This is a genomic window from Corynebacterium capitovis DSM 44611 (genome assembly GCF_030440535.1).
Classification (GTDB): Bacteria; Actinomycetota; Actinomycetes; order Mycobacteriales; family Mycobacteriaceae; genus Corynebacterium; species Corynebacterium capitovis.
Genome location: NZ_CP047117.1, coordinates 1,540,877 through 1,557,931, shown reverse-complemented (window position 1 = coordinate 1,557,931; position 17,055 = coordinate 1,540,877). Strand labels below are relative to the sequence as shown.

Below are 17,055 nucleotides of genomic sequence, written 5' to 3'. Positions count from 1 at the left end.
CCGACCTTACCGGAGAGTGCGGTAGCGTACCGTAAAGTGACCTCCATGCCCGAGGAGATCCTAGACCGATTCCGACCCCAGGTTTCCACGTGGTTCCGAGAGGTGTTCGAGGCTCCCACGCCAGTTCAAGAGGGGGCGTGGCGGGCCATCTCTGCGGGGGAAAACTGCCTGGTTGTTGCTCCCACCGGGTCCGGCAAGACCCTCGCCGCCTTCCTCTGGGCGCTCAACAGCCTGGTGGAGAGGCCCGGGCAGCAGGCACTTCCTCTCGACGGCGCCCGCACCTCCACGCACGGCGGAGTCCGCGTCCTTTATATCTCCCCGCTCAAGGCCCTGGGTGTGGATGTGGAAAACAACCTCCGCGCTCCGCTCGGGGGCATCGCGCGCGTGGCTCAGCGCCTCGGCCGGGACATGCCGGACATTTCCGTCGGTGTCCGCTCCGGCGACACCCCGCAGGTGGAGCGCAACCGGCAGGTGCGCAAGCCACCGGACATCCTCATCACGACGCCAGAATCGCTCTACCTCATGCTTACCTCCAAGGCGGCGGGCATCTTGAGCAGCGTCGACACGGTTATTGTCGACGAAATCCACGCCCTGGCAGGCACGAAACGGGGAGTCCACCTGTCGTTGTCCCTCGAGCGCCTCGCCCTGGTGGCGGGGTCCTTCCAACGCATCGGCCTGTCCGCGACGGTGCGCCCCTTAGATTCGGTGGCTAATTTCCTCGGCCCGCATACAACGATTGTGAACCCCCCGGCGGAAAAACGCTGGGGTCTCGACGTTGTCGTCCCCGTCGAGGACATGAGCGATCTTCCAGTGCCGGAGGAGGCGTCCACGATCGGGGAGGCGGTGCTAGACAATCAGCTAGACGGCCCACCGGCGCCCGCTTCGATCTGGCCGCATATCGAGCGCGCCGTGTACGACCAAGTGATGAGCCACCGCTCCACCATCATCTTTGTCAACTCGCGCCGTTCCGCGGAACGCTTGACCAGCCGATTGAACGAGCTGTGGGCCACCGAGCACGACCCTGATGCGCTCTCACCCCCGCTGCGCCGGCCCCCGGCGCAGATCATGGTTCCCAGCGACACTGCAGGGCACGCCGCCCCCGTCATCGCCCGCGCCCACCACGGCAGCGTGTCCAAGGACGAGCGTCTGCTTACGGAGACGATGCTGAAGGAAGGGGCCCTGCGCGCCGTCGTATCTACGTCTTCGCTCGAGCTGGGCATCGATATGGGTGCCGTCGACTTGGTCATCCAGGTCGAATCCCCGCCGTCCGTGGCCTCAGGCCTGCAGCGCGTGGGGCGCGCCGGGCACACGGTCGGCGCTGTCTCGGAGGGCACCTTTTACCCGAAGCATCGCGCCGACCTGGTGCAAACGGCGGTGACCGTGCCTCGCATGCGGGCGGGGGAGATCGAGGAGCTCCACGTCCCCGTCTCGCCCCTCGATGTGCTCACGCAGCAGACTGTCGCTGCGGTGTCCGTGTCGGACCTCGACATCGACCAGTGGTACGACACCGTGCGTCGCGCCTGGCCGTACCGCTCGCTGGCCCGCGATGTCTACGACGCCGTCATTGACCTCATCGTCGGTGTCTACCCCTCGACGGATTTCGCAGAGCTTCGGCCCCGCGCCATTCGGGAAGGCAACGTCTTAAAGGCTCGGCCCGGCGTGCAACGCGTCGCCGTGACGAGCGGGGGGACTATTCCGGACCGGGGGATGTTCGGGGTCTTCCTCGTCGGGTCGGAAACGTCCGCGCCACGCCGCGTGGGGGAGCTGGACGAGGAGATGGTTTACGAGTCCCGGGTCGGGGATGTCTTTACGCTGGGGGCGTCGTCCTGGCGCATCGAGAACATCACCCGCGATCAGGTGCAGGTCAGCCCCGCGCCGGGGCACACGGGGCGTCTGCCCTTCTGGACGGGTGACGGCCTCGGCCGGCCCTACGAGCTGGGAAAGGCGCTGGGCGCGTTTCGTCGAGAAGCGAAAAGCGGTGAGAACATCGACTCCTCGCTGGACGGTTTCGCCCGCAACAACCTCGTGGCGTACCTGCGCGAGCAGGAAGAAGCCACCGGCATCGTCCCCGACGACACGACCCTGGTGCTGGAGCGCTTCACCGACGAACTGGGGGACTGGCGGGTCGTGTTGCACACGCCTTTTGGCAAACCGGTCAACGCCGCGTGGGCGCTGGCCACCGGCTGGCGAGTCGCCCAGGACACCGGCATGGATGCGCAGGCCGTGGCCGGGGACGACGGCATCGTGCTGCGGCTCCCGCAGGGAGACAAGGAACCCGACGCGTCCATCTTCCAGTTCGACGCTGACGATATCGCCGACATCGTCACCGCCCAGGTGGGCAACTCCGCCCTCTTCGCGTCCCGGTTTCGGGAGTGCGCGGCCCGGGCCCTCCTCCTGCCGCGGCGCAACCCGGGCAAGCGCGCCCCGCTGTGGCAGCAAAGGCAGAAAGCAGAACAGCTTCTCGACGTCGCCCGGAACTACCCTTCTTTTCCCATCATCCTCGAAACCGTTCGGGAGTGCCTGCAGGACGTCTACGACCTACCCTCCCTCCAGCAGGTGATGCGCGATCTCGCGACTCGCCGCATCCGCGTCGCCGAGGTCACCACCGAGCAGCCCAGCCCTTTCGCCTCCTCGTTGCTGTTTAACTACACCGGCGCGTTCATGTACGAAGGCGACACCCCCTTAGCAGAGAAGCGCGCGGCGGCGCTCGCCCTTGATCCGGCGCTCCTCGCCAAGCTCCTCGGCACCGTTGAACTGCGGGAGCTGCTCGACCCGCAGATCATCGCGGAGGTCGACGCCTCGCTGCGACGCCTCGGGCGCGCCGGCACCTCGGAGCAGTTTGCGGATACGCTGCGCATTGTCGGGCCGGTAGCCGTCGACAAGCTCGAGCTGTACACGACGGTCCCGCTCCACGCCCTCGAGGGTGCGCTGGGCGGGCGGATCATGCGGGTGCGCATCGGCGGGCGCGAGCACGTCGCCCAAACCCTCGACGCGCCGCTGTTGCGCGACGGCCTAGGCGTCCCTGTCCCGCCCGGTGTTGCCGCCCAGACGAGCACGATCTCCGATGCGCTCGCCCAGCTCGTGGGACGGTGGGTGCGCACCCGCGGACCCTTCACTCTGCGCGACCTCGCCGCGGACTTCGGCCTTGCCGTCGGTGCCGCGTACTCGGCGCTGCGCCCGCTTATCGACGCCAACAAGGTCGTCGAGGGACGCTACCGGCAGGGCATCGACGAGCAGGAATACGTCTCCGCCGAGGTGCTAAAAATCATCCGAACGCGCTCGCTGGCTGCGGCGCGGGCTCAGACCCGGCCCGTGTCCCAATCGGCCTACGCGCGCTTCTTAGCGTCGTGGTCCCACGTGGCCGAGGTCGGGGTGACCCCGGCGCTGCGCGGCGCTGACGGCGTCTACGCCGCGGTGGAGCAGCTGGCGGGGGTGCGCCTGCCCGCGTCGGCCTGGGAGTCGTGGATCCTGCCCTCCCGTGTGGGGGATTACTCCCCGGCGATGCTCGATGAGCTCACCGGGTCCGGAGAGGTTGCCATCGTTGGCGCCGGCAAGGCGGGGTCCCGCGACCCGTGGATTATGCTCCTCCCCGCCGATTACGCCGAGCAGCTTGTCCCCGTTGCCGACGAGCCCTTGCTCTCCCTTACCCAAGCGCACGTGATGGACATGATCCGCGCCGGGGGCGGGTACCTCTTCACCGACCTCGTGGAGGGCACCACCACCGCTGATGAGCTGCGGGAATCGCTGTGGGATTTGGTCGAGGCGGGATTGGTCTCACCCGATTCCTTCGCCCCGATCCGCGCCCGCCTCGCGGGGGGAAGCACGGCGCACCGGGCGAAGCGACGCCCTTCGCGCTCCCGCGTCCGGTCCGGACGCACGTCTTTTGCCTCGCTCACCCCGCCTGACATGGTGGGGAGGTGGGCCGCCTCACCTCTCGCCGATACGGACCCGACCCGCCGTTCCGTCGCCCTCGGCGAGGCATGGCTGGACCGTTATGGAGTGGTCACCCGTGGCAGCATTGTGGCCGAGGACATCCTGGGCGGGTTCGCCCTGACCTACAAGACGCTGAGCGGGTTCGAGGAATCAGGCAAGGCGATGCGCGGTTATCTCGTGGAGGGGCTGGGGGCGTCGCAGTTTTCAACGCCCGCCACCATCGACAGGCTACGCGGACACCAGGATTCCGACGACGTCCTCGGGTGGCCGTCCGGTGCCCGCGAACCCGTTGTGCACGTGCTTGCGGCCACCGACCCCGCGAACCCCTACGGCGCCGCGCTGCCCTGGCCGAAACAGGGACCGACGCGCAGCGCGGGGGCACTAGTCATTCTTATCGACGGCCTCCTCGCCGCCCACGTCACACGCGGCGGCAAGGTCATGACCACGTTCTTCGACACGTTTCCAGACGGTACCGGCCAGCCCTACGACGTGGTGGTCGCCGCGCTGGCAGACGCGGTGCAGCGTGGCCGGATGCGCCCGGTCAACGTCGAGAAGCTGGATGGCGAATCGGCGTATAAGCTGCGTGAGTTTGGCGCAACCGTGAGCCCGCGGGGGGTGAAGATTGGCGCGGCGAGGGGCGCGCCGCCGAAGCGGAGGGGTCGATCCGTTGCGGAAGCCCTGGGAGAGATCAGTTTCGACGATTAGCTACTGGCTCCGGTAGCGGGCGAGCGTCTGGTGCAGGGTAAGTTTGGGTCTTGTGCCAGAAGGGGATTCCGTCTACCAGCTCGCCCACCGGCTCCAGTTCATGGAGGGGCGCGAGGTAACTCGCTGCCAGCTCCGGGTGCCACGCTTCGCGCTAGTGGACTTCACCGGCCTGACCTGCGAGAGGGTTTGGCCCTACGGCAAGCACTTGTTCATGCAGTTCGGGTCGGAGATCCTTCACACGCACCTCAAGATGGAGGGAACCTGGGCCGTGCACCGCCCGGGGACGCGGTGGCGCAAACCTGGGTATACCGCGCGGGTCATCCTTGAGCTGGGAGACGTCGAACTGGTGGGCCATGAGCTTGGTCTGGTGGATGTTTTCCCCGCCAGAGAGTACTCCGAAAGGATGGGCTACCTGGGCCCGGACATGCTCGCCGAGGACTTCGATGAGGCGGAGGTGATCCGCCGAATCCGTCGCAACCCCCGGATGGAAATTGGGCGGGCGTTGCTGGACCAGAAGAACGCCGCGGGGATTGGCAACGAGTATCGCGCGGAGATCGGTTTTCTCGCCGGCACTCACCCTGCGAGGTTGGTGGGGGACGTGGACGTCGATAAGCATGTGCGCCTTGCCCGGCGCCTGATGTGGGCCAACAAGGACTCTCCGGTGCGCGTCACCACGGGGGTCAGGCGTGCCGGGGAGACGAGTTACGTGTTCGGGCGCAACAACAAGCCGTGCCGGCGTTGCGGAGCTCTGATCACCAAGGGATTTCTTGGTGGGCAGGGGGACCTCGAGCGGGTTATTTGGTGGTGCCCCCAGTGCCAGCCCGCTCCTTGACCTCCCGGCGAATGAAGAAAGCGAGGAAACCAACGATGACCAAGGCCAAAATGAGGTAGACGACGTGTGAGTAGGTGTTGATGTATTCCTCCACAACGTGCCAGTTCTCGCCCATGTAAAAGCCCAGGGTGATGAGTATCGCGTTCCAGATGGCCGACCCAATCAGAGTCCACAGGCCGAACGTGACAACGTTCATGCGGTCGAGCCCGGCGGGGATGGAAATCAGGGAGCGAATTCCCGGAATCAGCCGCCCAACAAGCACCGAGACCTTACCGTACTTCCGGAAAAACTCCAGGGAGTTGTCTACGTCGGACTCCCTGACCAGCCACATCTTGTACGCGATGCGGCGAAGACGGTCGGCGCCGAGCCAGGCGCCCAGGCCGTAGAGCACGTAGGCGCCGCCCACCGAGCCGAGGAGGGACCACACGAAGACGGATGCTGCGTTGAGCGACCCCTGAGACACGGTGAAGCCTGCCAGCGGGAGCACAACCTCTGAGGGAATCGGGGGAAAGAGGTTCTCTAGCAGGATGGCGATGCCGACACCGGGGGCGCCGAGCACCTCCATCAAGTGCACAATCCAGTCAATGAGGGGTTGCATGCTCCTGATTGTGCACTATTCCACGGCGGTGGACCATGTATGAACCGGCGTGTCTTCCTCTTGATTGCGCAGGTATTGGCGCAGGACCCTGGCGAGCGCCTCCGCCCGCTCCGGCGTGCCCGGGTGAGTGCCGGCGCCCGCCTGCGTCAGGGCGGCGAGCTGCCACGTGGCGCCGTTTTGCCGGCGGGTGGCGCGCCCTTCGATGATTCCCATGTATTCGTCGATGCGCCGCTGGCTCACGTCGAGTTTGTCCAGTCCGCGCCGCGCCTGCGGGAGCAGATGCTCTTTCACCAGCTGGGCCACCTCGATGGTGCCAAGCGTTGGCCATTCCATGCGAGCAGTTAAACCGTCGCGGGCGCCCGCTTCAAAATTGCGGCGCGCCTGCTCGAATCCGAGGCGGGACCACACCGGCCGCGTTTGCTCGCCGAGGTATTTAACCAGCCCGTAGTAGAACGCCGCGTCGGCGACGATGTCCTTGACCGTTGGCCCTGCGGGGAGCAGGCGATTTTCCACCCGAATGTGCGAGAGCTGCCCGTTGGGGTCGTAGATCGGGCGGTTCCACCGCCAGACGGTCCCGTTATGCAGGTTCAGGTAGTGCAAACCTGGGTTGTCGCCCGACATCATGGGGCGTCCAGCCTCCAAGCGGCCTTCGGGGATGAGAGGGGAGAAGTAGCGCACGTTTTCTTCGAAGAGGTCGAATACCGAGGTGATCCACCGCTCGCCGAACCATACTCGTGGCCGCACGCCCTGGTTGATCAGTTCCTTGGTTCGTGTATCGATGGACTGCTTGAACACCGGTATGCGGGACTCGTGCCAGAGCCGGCGGCCCATCAGCAGGGGAGAATTGGCACCGATAGCCGCCTGGACACCGGCAATGGCTTGGGAAGCGTTCCACGCGCTGGCGAAACGATCGGGCGCGACCTGCAGGTGCAGTTGGATGGACGTGCAGGTCGACTCCGGGGAGATGTCGTCGAACTCGTGTACGAGACTTTCTACCCTGTTCAGATCGATGCGGACCAGCTCCCCGCGGGACTCCATCACCGAGTTATTGAGCCCCAGGTAGCGAAACTCATTGGTCATCCACCCCGCTTCTTCCAAAAACTCGGGCGTCACCGTGGGTAGGGTGCCAATCATCGCGACGCGCGTCCCGACGTCCGCGGCCGCGCGCTTCACCCTGCCCAGGCGGTCGCGCAGCATCGCTTCCATCTCCGCCAGGCCGTCGCCCCCGATGCTTTGTGGCGGGAGGTTCAGCTCTACGTTGTAGGAACCGATCTCGGACTGATAGTCGTCGCTTAACCGGGCGAGGACATCGTTGTTGCGCCGGGCCGGCTGCATAGCGTCGTCGACAAGATTGAGCTCGAGCTCGAGGCCGATCGTGCCGCGCGAAATGAACTCCGCATCCTGCAGGTGCCGGTCGAACACCTCCAACTCGTCTTCTAAGCGTTTGCGGTAGATCGACCGTTGACGGGGGGTGTACGAATCGGTCGAAATGGAGTCACCCATTTACTTCTGGCTCCTGTACCACGCAATGAGGGCGTCGGTGGACCCGTCGCCGGTGTCGGGCTCTTCCTGCCCGGACACCGCGGGGGCCAGATCGTTCGCCTGCTGTTTGCCCAGCTCAACCCCCCACTGGTCGAAGGCATTGATGTCCCAGATCACCGATTCTGTGAACACGATGTGTTCGTATAGCGCGATCAACGCACCCAGCGCGCGCGGCGTGAGCGCAGGAGCGAGGATGGTCGTCGAGGGACGGTTGCCCGGCATTACCTTATGCGGAGCAAGGCGCTTATCGACGCCCTCACGCTCCACCTCGTCCAGCGTCTTGCCAAAGGCGAGCACCTTGGTCTGGGCAAACAGATTGCCCATTAATAGGTCGTGCATGGAACCGGTCCCGGTGGCCGTCGCAAAGTCCTCGGCTGGGTTGGCAAAGCCGATGAAATCTGCCGGGACCACCGTCGTGCCCTGGTGGAGGAGCTGGTAGAACGCGTGCTGGCCGTTCGTCCCGGGCTCGCCCCAGAACACCTCCCCGGTGTCGCAATCGACAGGACGCCCGTCGCGTGTGACGGACTTTCCGTTAGATTCCATCGTGAGCTGCTGAAGATACGCGGGGAGGCGCGCCAAGTCTTCGGAATAGGGCAAAACCGCATGGGTCTGCGTGCCGTAGAAGTTGCGGTACCAGACGTTGAGCAGACCGAGCAGAGCCGGGACGTTGCCGCGGAGGTCGGCGGTGCGGAAGTGCTCGTCGACGTCGTGAAATCCCTCCAAGAAGCGCATGAAGTCGCGCGGGCCGATGACCGCCATCAGCGCCAGCCCGATTGCGGAATCAACCGAGTAACGGCCGCCGACCCAATCCCAGAAGGGGAACATGTTGGCCGTGTCGATGCCGAACTCGGAGACTTTCTGCGCGTTGGTGGACACCGCGACGAAGTGCTTGGCAATCGCGGAGGTATCCCCGTCACACCTCTCCAGCAGCCACCGCTTCGCGGCGTGGGCGTTCGAGAGGGTCTCCTGCGTCGTGAACGTCTTGGAGGCGACGATGAAGAGAGTTTCCGCCGGGTTGCAGGTGTCGAGGACCCGGGCGAGATCGGCCGGATCGACGTTAGAGACGAACTCCGCGGTGATCCCGGCTGTAGCGTAGGAACGCAAGGCGTGCGTCGCCATGGCAGGGCCCAAATCAGACCCGCCTATTCCGATGTTGACCACCTTCTTGATGGTGTGCCCGCTATGGCCCAGCCATGCGCCGGACCGCAGGGCACTGGCGAAATCGCGCATCCGCCCAAGCACCTCGTGAACATCCGCCGCGACGTCTTGGTCGCCGACGGTGAGATCCGCCTCGGGCGGGAGACGCAGGGCGGTGTGCAACACGGAACGGTCTTCCGTGTTGTTGATGCGCTCGCCATTAAACATCGCCTCAATACGGCTACGCAGCCCGGCTTCCTCGGCCAGGGCGATCAGGCCGTCGACCACGTCGTCGTCGATAAGGTTCTTGGACATATCGACGTGCAGCCCCGCCGCGTCGAAGGTGTAGCGGCGGGCTCGCTCGGGGTCAGAGACGAAAAGCTCGCGTAGGTTCAGCCCGCGCTTCGCCTCAAACAGTTCCTGCAGGTGACGGGCGGACGAAAGGTTCTTCATTGCTCCTCCTCGGGCGGGCATTGATAACGCACTCCACGCTAGTGAAAAATAGGGAGCCATGAGCATTGTGAAGATCAACGCCATTTCCGTCCCAGAGGGGGCCGGCGAGGAGCTGGAAAAACGCTTCGCGGCCCGCAGACACGCCATTGATGAGCAGCAGGGGTTCGAGGGCTTCGAGCTGCTCCGCCCCGTCCGGGGCGAGACCCGCTACTTCGTTGTGACGCGGTGGGCGGATCAAGAATCCTATGACGCCTGGTGGAGCGGGGAAGGGCGCGCCGCTCACGGGGGAGGAGGGGCACCCGTCGCGACCGCTGCGGAGCTGCTCGAGTTCGAGGTCGTGTTCTAACCGAGCTTCCCGCGTCCCAGACGAAGCAAAACGGTCGCTAAAGCGGGACCTTCCTCTCCGAGCTCGTCGCGAAACATGTTGACGATGGCCAGCTCGCGGGTGTGGACAAGCTTGGTTCCCCCGGAGCCCATGCGCGCTCGGCCGATGGCCTGGGACACCTGAGACCGCCTTTTGACCGCGTCAAGGATGACGCGGTCGAGGCGATCGATTTCTTTCCGGTAGTCCTGGATTTCCGCATCCGTCAGCGGGTCGTCGGTGCCGGAGGGGAGACGGATCTCTAACTCGCTCATGGGGTGAGGGTACGACACCGGGGCGCTCGGGCGTGTCTGAAGGGGATTGTAGGGTTGGATCCATCATGAATTCAGATCTTGTTTTAGGCCTCAACCCGCAGCAACGGGCTGCCGTCACGCACGCCGGTGGGCCTCTCCTCATCGTCGCCGGCGCCGGTTCTGGTAAGACCGCAGTGCTCACGCGGCGCATCGCCTACCTCCTCCAGGAACGGGGCGTGGCACCGTGGCAGATCCTCGCCATCACGTTTACCAATAAGGCCGCCGCAGAGATGCGGGAGCGGGTTGCGCAGCTCGTGGGCCCGGAAGCGGAGCGGATGTGGGTTGCCACCTTCCACTCCGTGTGCGTGCGCATCCTGCGCCAGCAAGCCCAGCTCGTGCCCGGCCTTAACAGCAACTTCTCCATTTACGACAGCGACGACTCGCGCCGTCTGCTCGCCATGATTGCCAAGGAGACGAACCTCGATCCGAAAAAGTTCTCGCCGCGGACGCTCGCCAACGCTATATCGGCTCTCAAGAACGAACTGATCGGCCCAGAGGAGGCTTATGCCGAGGCAGCCCGCACTCACAACCCCTTCGACACGGCAGTCGCTGGTGTCTACGCGGATTACCAGCGCCGGTTGCGGCAGTCCAACTCCCTGGATTTCGATGACTTAATCGGGGAAGTCGTCCGCATCTTCCACCAGCACCCCCCGGTGCTGGATTACTACAGGCGCCGTTTCCGCCATGTCCTCGTTGACGAGTACCAGGACACGAACCACGCGCAATACGAGCTCATCCACGCGCTCGTCGGGGCCGGGCCCGATGCCCCGGAACTCGCCGTCGTGGGAGATTCGGACCAGTCCATCTACGCGTTCCGTGGCGCGACGATCCGCAACATCGAGGAGTTTGAGCGGGACTACCCCGATGCCACCACAGTTCTCCTGGAACAAAACTATCGCTCGACGCAGACGATCCTCAGCGCCGCCAACGCGGTCATTGCGCAGAACGCGGGCCGGCGCCCCAAAAACCTGTGGACCGATCAGGGGTCTGGTGACAAGATCGTCGGGTACGTGGCCGATAACGAGCACGACGAGGCCCGCTTCGTTGCCACGGAGATTGACCAGCTGGCCGACTCAGGCGTGGCCTATTCAGACATCGCCGTGATGTATCGGACAAACAACGCTTCTCGCGCGCTGGAAGACATCTTCATCCGTTCCGGCATTCCCTACAAGGTGGTCGGCGGAACCCGCTTTTACGAAAGGCGAGAAGTCCGCGACATCGTCGCGTACCTCAAGGTGCTCGATAACCCCGACGACTCCGTTTCCTTGCGTCGGATTGTCAACGTGCCGAAACGCGCCATCGGTGACAAGGCGCAGGCGCTAGTGGCGCTCCACGCAGACAACACGAATGTCAGTTTCGGTGCCGCCCTGAAGGAGGCGGCAGAGGGCAGGGTGCCTCTGCTAGGCGGGCGTGCGGTCAACGCGATAAGAAAATTTGTTGACCTCTTAGACGGCCTACGCGCGGATGCGAATTCAATGCGCAACGAGGTGACCGGAATGCCGGATTTGGGCGCCCTTGTCACGCGAGTGTTGGAGGCGACCGGATACCAAGAGGAACTCGCCACGTCGAACGACCCCCAGGACGGAGCGCGCCTAGACAACCTCAACGAATTGGTGTCCGTGGCCCGGGAGTTTTCCTCCGAAGCTGCCAATCAGCTCGCGTACGCGGAACCCGATGAAGGGGAACCCGCGCCGGGCAGCCTCCAGGCGTTCTTGGAACGTGTTTCGCTGGTTGCGGACGCCGACCAGATTCCGGACAACGAGCAAGGGGTGGTCACCCTCATGACGTTGCACACGGCGAAGGGGCTCGAATTCCCCTACGTCTTCGTCACGGGGTGGGAAGACGGCCAGTTCCCTCACATGCGCGCCCTCGGCGACCCGCACGAACTGGCTGAGGAAAGGCGCCTCGCCTACGTGGGAATTACCCGAGCCAAGCGCAGGCTCTACCTCACGCGCGCAATACTGCGCTCGTCGTGGGGGGATCCTGCCGCGAACCCGGCGAGCCGGTTCTTGTCTGAAGTTCCGAGCGAGCTCGTCGACTGGCGCCGTCTCGAGCCTGAACGGGACCCTGAACGGGACCGAGCGTGGGTGCATCCGCGCCGGCCAGCTCGGCCTGCCCCGCGAACCAAGGTAAACAAAAACCTGCACCTCGAACAGGGGGACCGCGTCAACCACGCCAAATACGGGTTGGGCACGGTCCTCACTGTGGAGGGTGCAGGTGTGCGTGAAACAGTGACGGTGGACTTTGGTTCCTCCGGAACTGTCCGCCTCATGCTTATCGGCGGTGTGCCGATGGAGAAGCTCTAGAGGGTGATACCCCGGGCGGCGAGCCACGGAACCGGGTCGACCGGGTTCGTTCCGTCCGGGTGGATTTCGAAGTGCAGGTGGCTGCCGGTGGAGAATCCCTGGCTGCCCATCCCTGCGATCTGCTGGCCCGCGGTGACGTGCTGGCCAACGGCGACGTTAAGGGTCTCCATGTGGCCGTAAACCGACACGGAGCCGTCGTCATGGCGAATGCGAATCCACTGGCCGAAACCCTGGGCGGGGCCGGAGTCAATGACAATCCCATCGGCGACTGCCCGGATGGGCGTTCCGATGGCGTTGGCGATGTCGATGCCGTTGTGCATCGCCCCCCAGCGGGCCCCGAAGCCAGAGGTGAAGGTGCCGTCGGCGGGCTTGATGCTCAGCGGGGCGCGGGCCGCCTCATCCAACGCTGCGACCACGCTGGAATGCTCAACCGCCTTATTGAGTTGCTCCGTGAGGTTGTCAACGGGCTTGTATTCCGGGATCGCCAGGATCTGCGGAGTAGTTTCGGCGCTGGGGGCGGCCTCAGCGACGTCGTTCGAAGTCAGTTCGTAATCGACCGGCTGCTCTGCCGCAGCGGAGACGCCGGCAGTGGTAACCGCGCCCGTGGCGACAGCTACCAATGCGGCGCGACCCTTGTTCGGGGAGTGCTTACGGTGCCTGCCGCCCGCGACCCGGTTGACCATGTGAGACCTCGTTCTAGATCGTCTACGGGGTTACATTCGCGCTTGAATTGTAACCTTCTTGTTATCTACGAACGGTTACTGTAACGAACTGGTTTCAACATGGCAACCCGCTGCAAAAAACGCGTGCAACTTGTTTGTCGGCGGTGGGCCACCGAATGTTACGTCGCGTCTGTGGCAAAGTTATCTGGGATGAGTAACAAGTCCAGTCCACGGTCCTCCCGGTCCAGGCCACGCCGCGTCGCGCCGAAGGTCGCGCCCCCTCAGTCTCAAGAGCGTGCAAAGGTGACCTGGGCGGGCCGAATCCGCGCGTTCCTCCCCCGCGTCGGCCCAGCTGACCTTGTCATAGTGCTCGCCGTGATCACCCTCGGCCTCGCGATTGTGATCTTCGGCGGCCTCCCCTTGTCGGCGCTGGCCGCGGTGATCGGGACCCTGTGGCTGGCGGTGCACGCGGCCCCCGTCAGCATGTCCGGGGTGACCCTCGCCGCCGTGCCCCTTTTGCCCGCGGTGGGAACCGCGGCGCTCGTCGCCCGCAGAGTTCGCGCCGCGGTGCGCGACACGGAGGGGAAAGAAGACTACATCGTCGTCGCCGGTCTTGCGCTGGGCCTGCCACTCGTGCTGACCCTTAGTGCGTTGTTCATGGTTGCAGATGCGTCCCCGGTGTACCCGGTGTCCGTGCCACCCCTTGCGCGGGCTGTATGTGTTCCGTTGCTCGTCCACGCAGCGGGTCTGGGCCTGGGGTTGGGCGCGAAGCTGGGCCTTCCTCGCACTGTTAAAGACGCAATAAGACTGCTCCTTATGCTGCTGGGCGTAGCCGGGGCGGTGTACGTCGTCCTGTTCATTGCCGGTTACCAGCGCGTGAGCGATCTAGCGGGTGCATTCCCCGTCTTGTCCGCGGGCGGGGTGCTTGGTCTGTGCGTGATGAGCTTGCTGTATCTGCCTAACGCTGTCATTAGCACTCTCGCGGTGCTGCTCGGCGGCCGCGTCGCCTACGCCAGCGGTTCCGCTTCGCTTTTTGCTGTGGACAACATCGCCCTCCCCCCGTTACCCGTATTCGCCGCGATCCCGGGCAGCGTTCCAGCGTGGGCGCCAGTGTTACTAGCCATCCCGGCAGCGGTGTTCGTGAGGTGGGCGATGGGTTCTAGGCATTCGCTTACCGACGTCGCCCTGACCGCAGCCTATGTGGGAGCGCTGACCTTCTTTTTCGCAGCTTTGGCGGGGGGAACCGCCGGAGCCTACGGGTACATTGGGCCGACGCCCTGGATGGCCGGCGGGTTGGCATTCCTGTGGGCGGAAGTAGTTGGTGCGGTTGCCTGGGGCGTCGAGAAGCTTCGGACTCGTCGCAACGGCTAGTATTAAGCGTGTGACCTTTAGCGACGTCGCCGTGCTTGTCTCCGGTTCGGGGACGCTTTTGCAGTCGATCCTCGACCACCAAGACGAGAACTACCGTGTGGTTCTTGTCGTGGCTGATCAGGTCTGCCCGGCGGTCGATCGAGCTCGCAGAGCTGGGGTGCCGACGCGTGTGGTCGAGATGGGGGAGGACCGCGCTGAGTGGAACTTACGCCTGCGCCAGGTTGTGGAGGCTGGCGGGCCCGATGTGGTCGTATCGGCTGGTTTCATGCGCATCCTCGGTCCGGAGTTCCTTGCGCGCTTCGAGGGGCGCCTCATCAACACCCACCCAGCGCTGCTTCCCGCTTTCCCTGGCGCTCATGCGGTGCGTGACGCGTTGGCGTACGGCGTGAAGGTCACAGGTACCACAGTCCATTACATCGACTTGGGCATCGATTCGGGGGAGATCATCGCGCAGCGGGCAGTTGACGTTCGCCCCGGTGAGACCGAGGAACACCTGCATGAACGAATCAAACAGCAGGAGCGGGAGCTCATCGTCGATGTGCTGCGCCGCGCCCGCTTAGAAGACGGAAAGGTCACCTTCTGATGAGCAACAACCGAACCCCAATTAGGCGCGCCCTCGTGAGCGTGTACGACAAGTCCGGGCTCGACGAGCTCGCGCGGGCGCTCGGGGAGGCGGGCGTGGAAATCGTGTCGACCGGCTCCACCGCCAAACAGATCGCAGGCGCGGGTGTCAGCGTGACCGAGGTGGCGGACCTGACCGGGTTCCCCGAGGTCCTAGAGGGACGGGTGAAGACCCTCCACCCGCGAGTTCACGCGGGCATCCTCGCGGATGTGCGCAAGCAGGACCACGCCGACCAGCTCCGTGAGCTTGGGATCGAACCCTTCGAGCTCGTCGTGGTGAACCTCTACCCCTTCGAGGACACCGTGGAATCGGGCGCCAGCTTCGACGAGTGCGTCGAGCAGATCGACATCGGAGGCCCGTCCATGGTTCGGGCGGCCGCGAAAAACCACCCGTCGGTTGCGGTGATCACGGCGCCCTCGCAGTACGCCCAGCTTATCGACGCCCTCCGAGCCGGTGGCTTCACGCTCGAGGAGCGGCGCCGCCTCGCCGCCGAGGCCTTCGCCCACACGGCCGATTACGACTCCGCCGTCGCCGACTGGATGGAAGAGCAGATCGGCGACGCGACCACTGATCTGCGCTACGGAGAGAACCCGCACCAAGCAGCGAAGCTCATCAATGAGGGGTGGGGCCTTGCCAACGCCGTCCAGCACGGCGGCAAGGAGATGAGTTACAACAACTACCAAGACGCCGACGCCGCCTGGCGGGCAGCCTGGGACCACGACCGACCCTGCGTGGCCATTATCAAGCACGCCAACCCGTGTGGAGTCGCGGTGTCGGACACCTCGATCGCGCAGGCGCACCTGTTGGCCCACGCCTGCGACCCCGTGTCGGCCTACGGCGGTGTCATCGCGTCGAATCGTGTGGTGACCGCCGAGATGGCTGAACAAGTCCGCCCCATCTTCACCGAGGTCGTCGTGGCCCCCGGTTACGAACCCGCAGCCCTTGACATCCTGCGGGAAAAGAAGAACCTGCGCGTCCTCGAAGTCGCGCCTGAGGAGGCGGAGGAGGAGATCAAGCACATCTCCGGTGGCTACCTAGTTCAGGAGCGCGACGTGTATCAGGCTGAGGGGGACGACCCGGCGAACTGGGAGCTCGCTGCCGGGGAGCCAGCCTCGCCCGAGACCCTCGCTGACCTCGAGTTCGCATGGCACGCGGTGCGCTGCGTGAAGTCCAACGCGATCCTCATCGCGGCAGGCGGGGCCTCGGTGGGTATTGGGATGGGGCAGGTCAATCGCGTCGACTCCGCACGCCTTGCAGTGGAGCGTGCCAACACCCTTGACGAGGGGCGGAACCGTACCAACGGAGCCGTCGCCGCCTCGGACGCCTTTTTCCCCTTCGCCGACGGGTTCCAGGTTCTCGCCGACGCCGGGATCACGGCCGTCGTTCAGCCCGGCGGGTCCATCCGCGATGAGGAGGTCATCGCCGCAGCCGAGGATGCGGGCGTGACGATGTACTTCACAGGCACGCGCCACTTCGCCCACTAGGGTCGCAGCCTGCTAGTCGCCGAGGGCAGTGGAGACGAGATCGAGGGTGCGCTCGCCTCGATTCTCCGGCAGATCGGCGTGCAAAACGTCCAAGACGGCGTCAGCGATGACAACGGAGGGGGCCGGCAGCGCGTCGTCGACTAGCGGATAAGGCGCAACGCCGGTGTTGTCACGCATTTCGATCGCCGCGAGGGTCATGTGGAAGGGCAGTTCGATGCGGGGGTCGTCGTCCCCCACGATTTCGGCCGCGAGACCGCGGAAGATGTTCTCGAGCGCTCGTCGAGCCTCGTGATAATCGTGGAATTCCTCCGAGACGGCGATGGGGAGCTGATAGAGCCGGCCGATGTTCCAGTTGGAGGAGAGGAGGATGCGCGTCTCGGCGGCGACGAGGGCCCAGAGCTTCAGGGCCGGGGGCTCGTCGGATTTAGAAAGCTCTGACGCGAGGTCAAGGGAGGGCTGCACGGTCCCCATCAGCAGCGTGAGAAAGATCTCCGCCTTGGAGGGGAAGTGGTAGTACAGCGACGCTTGGCGGATCCCCACCGCGTCGGCGATCTGGTGCGTTGAGGTGGTCGCGAAACCTTGGGTGGTAAACAGCTCCGAGGATGCGTCGAGAATCTCATCTCGTGCCGTCTTGCCACGCCGGCGGGGGCTGTTTTTGCGCGGACGCCCGACCGTTCCCGCCATTCAGGCACCTCTTTCTGGATTACCGGGGTTTTGAGTGATTAACCAAAAGTT

The 17,055-nt window shown here is 64.8% G+C and carries 13 protein-coding genes; 7 read left to right on the top strand and 6 right to left on the bottom strand.

The window, feature by feature from the left end:
* Positions 1-45: 45 nt before the first annotated feature.
* A complete protein-coding gene (locus tag CAPI_RS07605) occupies positions 46-4,638 on the top strand; it encodes an ATP-dependent helicase (protein WP_018018055.1) in 4,593 nt (1,530 codons plus the stop codon).
* 52 nt (positions 4,639-4,690) lie between these two features.
* Positions 4,691-5,470, top strand: coding sequence for a DNA-formamidopyrimidine glycosylase family protein (locus tag CAPI_RS07600; protein WP_018018054.1), 780 nt, complete (start codon positions 4,691-4,693; stop codon positions 5,468-5,470).
* On the opposite strand, the gene CAPI_RS07595 is transcribed toward CAPI_RS07600, so the two are convergent.
* The 3 genes from CAPI_RS07595 to pgi are packed head-to-tail and all read right to left on the bottom strand — an operon-like array spanning position 5,433 to position 9,200.
* Positions 5,433-6,068, bottom strand: a complete 636-nt coding sequence (locus CAPI_RS07595; protein WP_018018053.1) for a DedA family protein — start codon at positions 6,066-6,068, stop codon at positions 5,433-5,435. The genes CAPI_RS07600 and CAPI_RS07595 overlap by 38 nt on opposite strands.
* 15 nt (positions 6,069-6,083) lie before the next feature.
* Entirely contained in the window at positions 6,084-7,571 is a 1,488-nt protein-coding gene (locus CAPI_RS07590; protein ID WP_018018052.1) for a glutamate-cysteine ligase family protein, read from the bottom strand.
* Positions 7,572-9,200, bottom strand: coding sequence for a glucose-6-phosphate isomerase (gene pgi, locus CAPI_RS07585; RefSeq protein ID WP_018018051.1), 1,629 nt, complete (start codon positions 9,198-9,200; stop codon positions 7,572-7,574). It abuts the gene before it with no gap.
* 58 nt (positions 9,201-9,258) lie between these two features.
* Here pgi and CAPI_RS07580 point away from each other — a divergent pair, with 58 nt between their 5' ends.
* A complete protein-coding gene (locus tag CAPI_RS07580) occupies positions 9,259-9,546 on the top strand; it encodes an antibiotic biosynthesis monooxygenase family protein (RefSeq protein ID WP_018018050.1) in 288 nt (95 codons plus the stop codon).
* Here the strand turns inward: CAPI_RS07580 and CAPI_RS07575 are convergent.
* On the bottom strand, positions 9,543-9,836 hold the full coding sequence (locus CAPI_RS07575) for a chorismate mutase (protein ID WP_018018049.1): 294 nt from the start codon (positions 9,834-9,836) through the stop codon (positions 9,543-9,545). The genes CAPI_RS07580 and CAPI_RS07575 overlap by 4 nt on opposite strands.
* Before the next feature lie 65 nt (positions 9,837-9,901).
* On the opposite strand from CAPI_RS07575, the gene pcrA reads away from it, so the two are divergent.
* Positions 9,902-12,181: a DNA helicase PcrA gene (pcrA, locus tag CAPI_RS07570; RefSeq protein ID WP_018018048.1), complete on the top strand. Its 2,280-nt coding sequence runs from the start codon at positions 9,902-9,904 to the stop codon at positions 12,179-12,181.
* Here pcrA and CAPI_RS07565 read toward each other — a convergent pair.
* Entirely contained in the window at positions 12,178-12,864 is a 687-nt protein-coding gene (locus CAPI_RS07565) for a M23 family metallopeptidase (RefSeq protein WP_018018047.1), read from the bottom strand. The two genes, pcrA and CAPI_RS07565, sit on opposite strands and share 4 nt — an antisense overlap.
* Positions 12,865-13,146: 282 nt before the next feature.
* On the opposite strand from CAPI_RS07565, the gene CAPI_RS07560 reads away from it, so the two are divergent.
* Genes CAPI_RS07560 through purH form a run of 3 tightly spaced genes read left to right on the top strand, consistent with a single transcriptional unit; the run spans position 13,147 to position 16,320 of the window.
* Entirely contained in the window at positions 13,147-14,214 is a 1,068-nt protein-coding gene (locus CAPI_RS07560) for a cell division protein PerM (protein WP_018018046.1), read from the top strand.
* 10 nt (positions 14,215-14,224) lie between these two features.
* Complete coding sequence (purN, locus tag CAPI_RS07555; RefSeq protein WP_018018045.1) at positions 14,225-14,797, top strand: phosphoribosylglycinamide formyltransferase; 573 nt, start codon at positions 14,225-14,227, stop codon at positions 14,795-14,797.
* Complete coding sequence (purH, locus tag CAPI_RS07550) at positions 14,797-16,320, top strand: bifunctional phosphoribosylaminoimidazolecarboxamide formyltransferase/IMP cyclohydrolase (RefSeq protein ID WP_018018044.1); 1,524 nt, start codon at positions 14,797-14,799, stop codon at positions 16,318-16,320. Before purN ends, purH begins: the two co-directional genes overlap by 1 nt.
* 12 nt (positions 16,321-16,332) lie before the next feature.
* Here the strand turns inward: purH and CAPI_RS07545 are convergent, their stop codons facing one another.
* Positions 16,333-17,004: a TetR/AcrR family transcriptional regulator gene (locus tag CAPI_RS07545; protein ID WP_018018043.1), complete on the bottom strand. Its 672-nt coding sequence runs from the start codon at positions 17,002-17,004 to the stop codon at positions 16,333-16,335.
* Positions 17,005-17,055: the final 51 nt, after the last annotated feature.